The organism is Bradyrhizobium sp. 62, assembly GCF_023073035.1.
Lineage (GTDB): Bacteria > Pseudomonadota > Alphaproteobacteria > Rhizobiales > Xanthobacteraceae > Bradyrhizobium.
Map to the genome: position 1 here is coordinate 40,328 of NZ_JADPIT010000014.1, position 6,824 is coordinate 47,151.

Annotated in this window: 6 protein-coding genes and 1 pseudogene; 5 read left to right on the forward strand and 2 right to left on the reverse strand. The window is 64.0% G+C overall.

Annotated elements, in window-relative coordinates; translation table 11 throughout:
- Nucleotides 1-23: 23 nt before the first annotated feature.
- On the reverse strand, nt 24-785 hold the full coding sequence (locus IVB47_RS08700) for an SDR family NAD(P)-dependent oxidoreductase (protein ID WP_247461044.1): 762 nt from the start codon (nt 783-785) through the stop codon (nt 24-26).
- Between the two features lie 113 nt (nt 786-898).
- Here IVB47_RS08700 and IVB47_RS08705 point away from each other — a divergent pair, with 113 nt between their 5' ends.
- Complete coding sequence (locus IVB47_RS08705; RefSeq protein WP_247461046.1) at nt 899-2,428, forward strand: malonyl-CoA synthase; 1,530 nt, start codon at nt 899-901, stop codon at nt 2,426-2,428.
- Nucleotides 2,429-2,554: 126 nt separating this feature from the next.
- On the opposite strand, the gene IVB47_RS08710 is transcribed toward IVB47_RS08705, so the two are convergent.
- Nucleotides 2,555-3,415 (reverse strand): sulfite exporter TauE/SafE family protein, encoded by an 861-nt coding sequence (locus tag IVB47_RS08710; RefSeq protein WP_247461048.1) that lies wholly within the window; start codon nt 3,413-3,415, stop codon nt 2,555-2,557.
- Between the two features lie 517 nt (nt 3,416-3,932).
- On the opposite strand from IVB47_RS08710, the gene sdhC reads away from it, so the two are divergent.
- The 4 genes and pseudogenes from sdhC to IVB47_RS08730 all read left to right on the forward strand — a co-directional run.
- Nucleotides 3,933-4,331 (forward strand): succinate dehydrogenase, cytochrome b556 subunit, encoded by a 399-nt coding sequence (gene sdhC, locus IVB47_RS08715; protein WP_027566353.1) that lies wholly within the window; start codon nt 3,933-3,935, stop codon nt 4,329-4,331.
- Nucleotides 4,328-4,744, forward strand: coding sequence for a succinate dehydrogenase, hydrophobic membrane anchor protein (gene sdhD / locus IVB47_RS08720; protein ID WP_007598776.1), 417 nt, complete (start codon nt 4,328-4,330; stop codon nt 4,742-4,744). The genes sdhC and sdhD overlap by 4 nt, the downstream gene beginning before the upstream one ends.
- A gap of 3 nt (nt 4,745-4,747) precedes the next feature.
- On the forward strand, nt 4,748-6,583 hold the full coding sequence (gene sdhA / locus IVB47_RS08725) for a succinate dehydrogenase flavoprotein subunit (protein WP_247461050.1): 1,836 nt from the start codon (nt 4,748-4,750) through the stop codon (nt 6,581-6,583).
- A gap of 75 nt (nt 6,584-6,658) precedes the next feature.
- Nucleotides 6,659-6,824 (forward strand): annotated as a pseudogene (locus IVB47_RS08730) (succinate dehydrogenase iron-sulfur subunit); the annotation flags it as partial.

Below are 6,824 nucleotides of genomic sequence, written 5' to 3' on the forward strand. Positions count from 1 at the left end.
AGCCTCGACGATCTACCTGCCGCTCAATCCCTGTTGTGCGGCGTCTGAATGAACCCGCGGTTATGCGTCGGGCTGATCAGCAGTTCGTTGATGCACACTCGCGCCGGCATGCTCGCGATGAACGCGATGGTGCGGCCGAGATCTTCGGATTGCAGCATCCTGGCCTGCTCCTCCTCGCTTGGCACCACCGGGCGCAGCTTCAGGATCGGGGTCGCCACCTCGCCCGGCATCAGGCAGCAGGCGCGCAGGCCGTTGACGCATTCGTCCATGTTGAAGGAATGGGTCAGCGCCAGCACCGCATGCTTGGTCGTGGTGTAGGCCGGGCCCGGCATTTTCGAGACGTGGCGGCCGGCCCAGGACGAGACGTTGATGATGGAGCCGTCCTGCTGCTTGCGCATCGTCGGCAGCACCGCGCGCATGCAATAGAGCACGCCGTTGAGATTGACCTGGACCAGCTGGTCCCAGCCCTCCAGCTCCATGTCGTTCCAGCTGCGCTTGGGGACATTGATGCCGGCATTGTTCACCAGCAGGTCGATCCGGCCGTGCCTCGCGACGATTTGATCGGCCGCCTTCTGGGCTTCGGCGGCAACCGACACGTCCAGCGCGATGGCCTCGGCGGCTCCGCCCGCCCCAGTGATTTTCGCGACCACGGTATCCAGGGCGTCCTTGCGCCGGCCCGAGACCACCACCGTCCAGCCGTCGGCCGCCAGCGCCTCGGCGCCGGCCTCTCCGATCCCGCTGCCCCCGCCTGTCACCCAGGCCACGCGTTTCCCGTTTTTGGTCATGCAAACTGTCTCCGTTGCTTCATCGGGGCGGTTTTTGCTAATCCAGCCCTCGGTTTTGACCGGCCTTGTCTGACGAGCCTCGTGGTCAAGCCTTGCGGTCGAGGAAATCTTGCATGAACCAAGCTGCCAACGCCAATTTGTTTTCCCGCCTGTTCGACGGCCTGGATGATCCGAAGCGCCTCGCCATCGAGACGCATGACGGAGGGCGCATCAGCTATGGCGATCTGATCGCCCGGGCCGGGCAAATGGCCAATGTGCTGGTCGCGCGCGGCGTGAAGCCCGGCGACCGCGTTGCGGTTCAGGTCGAGAAATCCGTGGCCAACATCGTGCTGTATCTGGCCACCGTGCGGGCCGGCGCAGTCTACCTGCCGCTCAACACCGCCTATACGCTGAACGAGCTCGACTATTTCATCGGCGATGCCGAACCCTCGCTGGTGGTCTGCGATCCCTCCAAGGCGGACGGGCTTGCCCCGATCGCCGCCAAGGTGAAGGCGAAAATCGAAACGCTCGGGCCTGACGGCAAGGGCTCGCTGACGGACGCCGCCGACAAGGCGAGCAGCGAATTCACCACGGTGTCGCGCGCAAACGACGATCTCGCCGCGATCCTTTACACGTCGGGCACCACCGGCCGCTCCAAGGGCGCGATGCTGACCCACGACAATCTGGCGTCGAACTCGCTCTCGCTCGTCGGCTTCTGGCGCTTCACCGACAAGGACGTGCTGATCCACGCGCTGCCGATCTATCACACCCACGGCCTGTTCGTGGCGACCAACGTGACGCTGTTCGCGCGCGCGTCGATGATCTTCCTGCCGAAGCTCGACCCCGATCTGATCATCAAGCTGATGGCGCGCGCTACGGTGCTGATGGGCGTGCCGACGTTCTATACCCGCCTGCTCCAGAACGCTGCGCTGTCGCGCGAAACCACAAAGCACATGCGGCTGTTCATCTCGGGCTCGGCGCCGCTGCTCGCCGAAACCCATCGCGAATGGTCGGCGCGCACGGGGCATGCCGTGCTCGAGCGCTACGGCATGACCGAGACCAACATGAACACGTCGAATCCCTATGACGGCGAGCGCGTGCCCGGCGCAGTCGGCTTTCCGCTCCCCGGCGTCTCCGTGCGCGTCACCGACCCCGAGACGGCCAAGGAACTGCCCCGTGATGAAATCGGCATGATCGAGGTCAAGGGCCCGAACGTGTTCAAGGGCTATTGGCGCATGCCGGAGAAGACCAAGGCGGAATTCCGCGGCGACGGCTTCTTCATCACCGGCGACCTCGGCAAGATCGACGCCAAGGGTTACGTCCACATTCTCGGCCGCGGCAAGGATCTCGTCATCTCGGGCGGGTTCAACGTCTACCCGAAGGAAATCGAGAGCGAGATCGACGCCATGCCCGGCGTGATCGAATCCGCCGTGATCGGCGTGCCCCACGCCGATTTCGGCGAGGGCGTCACGGCCGTGCTGGTCTGCAACAAGGGCGCGGATGTGACCGAGGCCGCGGTGCTGAAGGCGCTCGACGGCCGGCTGGCGAAGTTCAAGATGCCCAAGCGCGTCTTCGTCGTCGACGAGCTGCCGCGCAACACCATGGGCAAGGTGCAGAAGAACGTGCTGCGCGATACGTACAAGGATCTTTACGCGAAGAAATAGGGGCTGTGGTTCGCAGCACTCTCGTCGTCATTGCGAGGAGCTCTTGCGACGAAGCAACCCAGAGTGCCGCCGCGGAAAGACCCTTGGATTGCTTCGCTTCGCTCGCAATGACGGAGTTTGGGGCGGTCACTGTCCGCCTAACAAACTCATCACAAACCTGCTGCCGACGATGAACAGATAGCACCCGAACGCGACCTCCAGCGTCCGCTTCGACATTGCATGCGCAGCCTTCACACCGAGCGGTGCTGTCACAAGGCTCATCGGCATCACCAGCACGGCGCCGATCAGGGAGACGTAGCCAAGCGCGAATGGGACTTGCAGGGCTGCAACGCCGGGATAGTGCGCGGCCGCAGGCCAACCGGCATAGATGTAGCCGAGCGCACCGGGGATCGAGATCAGCACCGCGAGCGCCGACGATGTCGCCACGGCCTGATGGATCGGGCGGCCGTAGAACGTCATCAGCAGATTCGAAAACAATCCACCGCCGATGCCCATCAGCGTCGACAAAATGCCGACGCAGAAGCCGTAGAATCGCATCAGCGGCCCCTTCGGCAGATCATCGCCGAGCTTCCAGCTCTCGCGTGCGAAGGTCAGCCGTACCGCGGCCGACCAGGCGACGGCGACGAACACGATCTTGAACAGCCGCTCCGGTGCGTAGCGCGCGACCACGCTGCCGGCGACGACGCCGACCAGGATCGGCAGCCACCAGACCCGAAGGATCGCAAGATCGACGGCGCCGCGTCTGTAGTGCGCCCGGAACGAACGGATCGAGGTCGGGATGATCACGGCGAGCGAAGTGCCGATGCAGAGCGGCATGCGCACCTCGAGCGGCACACCGGCGATGCGGAAGCACTCGTAGAACACCGGCACCAGAATTGCGCCGCCGCCGATGCCGAACACGCCGGCCAGAAATCCGGAGAGCGCGCCGGTTGCGATCAGCAACAGCGCGAGCTCGACGACCTCCTTGATATCGAGTCCTGCAATCACCCCTGACCTGCCCCGGCGGTGGGTCGCAACTTCTCCGATGCATCGCTCGGACAGCTGCCCGCAATGCTCTAGGCGATCTGATTTGCCGGGTCGACCGCCGCGTCGGCGGTCTGGGGTGGGATGCAGGCTGCGCATATCCGCCCGTCTCGCGAAAAATCGGTGCGCTTGACGGAAATTGAAAATTGCTCGCCGATCAGCCCTGCCGGTTCGAACCTCATGGATGACTGGTTCGAACCCCGGTTGGCCTGCGGCGGCTTAGAGCCGTTCCAATAGTAATTTCAATACGCCGCAGCTCTGCGGCAAGACATGAATTTGTGTTCGTTCTTTAGCCGGTGCGCCATGGCCCTGGTATACCAAGCCGCCGATTGGCCTTGTTACATCAAGGGCCTAGAGCTGAACCCAAGTTCGATCTATGGCGATTTGGTGATTGCGCAGGTGAAATCGACTCCGTAAATAGAGCCGACCTTTCGCGATCCCCGCGCGCCCATGCTGGGCCGCAATAAAGCAATCGAAGCCCATGACCGCACGGATCGAACGACCGCTTTCGCCGCACATGCAAGTCTACCGCTGGACGCTGACGATGGCGCTTTCCATCGTCCATCGCGCCACCGGAATTGCCCTCTACGCCGGAACGCTGCTGCTGGCCTGGTGGCTGATTGCGGCGGCCTCTGGCCCTGCCGCCTATGGCCACGTCCAGGCCTTCACCGGCAGCATCATCGGCCGGCTGATCGTGTTCGGCTACACCTGGGCGCTGATGCACCACATGCTCAGCGGCATCCGGCATTTCGTCTGGGACCTCGGCTACGGCTTCAAGGCCAATGAGCGCGAAGCGTTGACCTGGGGCGCGTTGATCGGCGGCATCGTGCTCACGGTCCTCGTCTGGATCATCGCCTACGCGATCGGAGGCGGCCGATGAGTTTCGACGAATCCCACGGCGCTCCGAAGGGCTCCTCCATGCGCACCCCGCTCGGCCGCGTGCGCAATCTTGGCGCTGCGCATTCGGGCACGTCCGATTTCTGGCGCCAGCGCATCACCGGCGTCGCCATGACGCTGCTGATGATCCCCGTGATCGTGATCGTGATGATGCTGCTCGGCCGCAACCAGGCCGGCGCCGCGCAGATCCTCGGCTCGCTGCCGATCGCGGTGATCCTGCTGCTCTTCATCTTCGCCAGTGCCTGGCACATGAAGATCGGCATGCAGGTCGTGATCGAGGACTACATCCATAACGAGAAGCTCAAGCTCATCTCGATCATGCTCAACAACTTCTTCTCGTTCGCCGTGGCGCTCGCCTCGACCTACGCGATCCTGAAACTTTCCTCCGGAGTCTAACCCATGGCCACAGAGACCAATGGCAAGGGCAACGGCGCTCCCGCCACCAACGGCAAAGCCTATCCGATTGAAGACCACACCTATGATGTCGTCGTGGTCCGCGCCGCCGGCGCCGGCCTGCGCGCCGTGGTCGGCTGCAGCGAAGCCGGTCTTCGGACCGCCTGCATCACCAAAGTGTTTCCGACCCGCTCGCACACCGTCGCGGCGCAGGGCGGCATCTCGGCGTCGCTCGGCAACATGCACAAGGACGACTGGCGCTGGCACATGTACGACACCGTGAAGGGGTCGGATTGGCTGGGCGACCAGGATGCGATCGAATACATGGTGCGCAACGCGCCCGAGGCGGTCTACGAGCTCGAGCACTGGGGCGTGCCGTTCTCGCGCACCGAAGACGGCAAGATCTATCAGCGTCCGTTCGGCGGCATGACGATGGACTACGGCAAGGGCCAGGCGCAGCGCACCTGCGCCGCCGCCGACCGCACCGGCCACGCCATGCTGCACACGATGTACGGCCAGTCGCTGCGCCACGCGGCCGAGTTCTTCATCGAGTTCTTCGCCATCGACCTGATCATGGACGACCAGGGCACCTGCCGCGGCGTCATCGCGCTCAAGCTCGACGACGGCACGCTGCACCGCTTCCGCGCCCAGACCGTTATCCTGGCGACCGGCGGCTATGGCCGCGCCTATGCGTCCTGCACCTCGGCGCACACCTGCACCGGCGATGGCGGCGGCATGGTGCTGCGCGCCGGCCTGCCGATGCAGGACATGGAGTTCGTGCAATTCCACCCGACCGGCATCTACGGCTCGGGCTGTCTCGTCACCGAAGGCGCGCGCGGCGAAGGCGGTTATCTCGTCAACTCCGAGGGCGAGCGCTTCATGGAGCGCTATGCGCCCTCCGCCAAGGATCTGGCTTCGCGTGACGTCGTCTCGCGCGCGATGACGATCGAGATCCGGGAGGGGCGCGGCGTCGGCAAGAAGAAGGACCACATCTTCCTTCATCTCGACCATCTCGATCCCGCGGTGCTGGCCGAACGCCTGCCGGGCATCTCGGAATCCGCAAAGATCTTCGCCAATGTCGACGTGACGCGCGAGCCGATCCCGATCGTGCCGACCGTGCACTACAACATGGGCGGTATCCCGACGAACTATCACGGCGAGGTCCTGACCAAGAAGGACGGCGACGACAACGCCATCATCCCGGGCCTGATGGCGATCGGCGAGGCCGCCTGCGTCTCCGTGCACGGCGCCAACCGCCTCGGCTCCAACTCGCTGATCGACCTCGTCGTGTTCGGCCGCGCCGCTGCGCTGCGCCTCGCCGAGAAGCTCACGCCAAACGCCAGCCAGCCGGAATTGCCGGCGAACTCGTCGGATCTGGCGCTCGGCCGGCTCGACCACTACCGCTACGCCTCCGGCGGCACGCCGACCGCGAAGCTGCGCGAAGGCATGCAGCACGTGATGCAGAACAATTGCGCGGTGTTCCGCACCGGCGACATCCTGAGCGAAGGCCAGAATCTGATCGAGAAGGTCCATAGCGGCATCACCGACATCGCCGTGTCCGACCGCTCGCTGGTGTGGAATTCCGACCTGATCGAGACGCTCGAATTCGACAATCTGATCGCGCAGGCGGTGGTGACGATGAACTCGGCCGCCAACCGCACCGAGAGCCGCGGCGCGCATGCCCGCGAGGACTTCTCCGAGCGCGACGACAAGAACTGGATGAAGCACACGCTCGCCTGGCTGGAAGATTCCGGCAAGGTCAAGATCGAGTACCGCCCGGTTCACGACTACACCATGACCAACGACGTCCAGTACATCCCGCCGAAAGCTCGCGTTTACTAAACGGCGCGCGTGTACTGAACGAACAGCGAAAGCTTTATCGAAATGGTTGAATTCGCACTTCCGAAGAACTCCAAGATTTCAGGCGGCAAGACCTGGCCGAAGCCCGCGGGCGCGACTGAAACTCGCGAATTCCGCGTCTATCGCTGGAACCCGGACGACGGCAAGAATCCGAGCGTCGACACCTATTACGTCGACACCCATGATTGCGGGCCGATGGTGCTGGACGGCCTGATCTGGATCA

What these genes read in the sequence shown, in the direction of transcription:
- IVB47_RS08700 (WP_247461044.1), bottom strand. Translation starts at nt 785, where the DNA reads ATGACCAAAAACGGGAAACGCGTGGCCTGGGTGACAGGCGGGGGCAGC.
- IVB47_RS08705 (WP_247461046.1), top strand. Translation starts at nt 899, where the DNA reads ATGAACCAAGCTGCCAACGCCAATTTGTTTTCCCGCCTGTTCGACGGC.
- sdhC (WP_027566353.1), top strand. Translation starts at nt 3,933, where the DNA reads ATGACCGCACGGATCGAACGACCGCTTTCGCCGCACATGCAAGTCTAC.
- sdhD (WP_007598776.1), top strand. Translation starts at nt 4,328, where the DNA reads ATGAGTTTCGACGAATCCCACGGCGCTCCGAAGGGCTCCTCCATGCGC.
- sdhA (WP_247461050.1), top strand. Translation starts at nt 4,748, where the DNA reads ATGGCCACAGAGACCAATGGCAAGGGCAACGGCGCTCCCGCCACCAAC.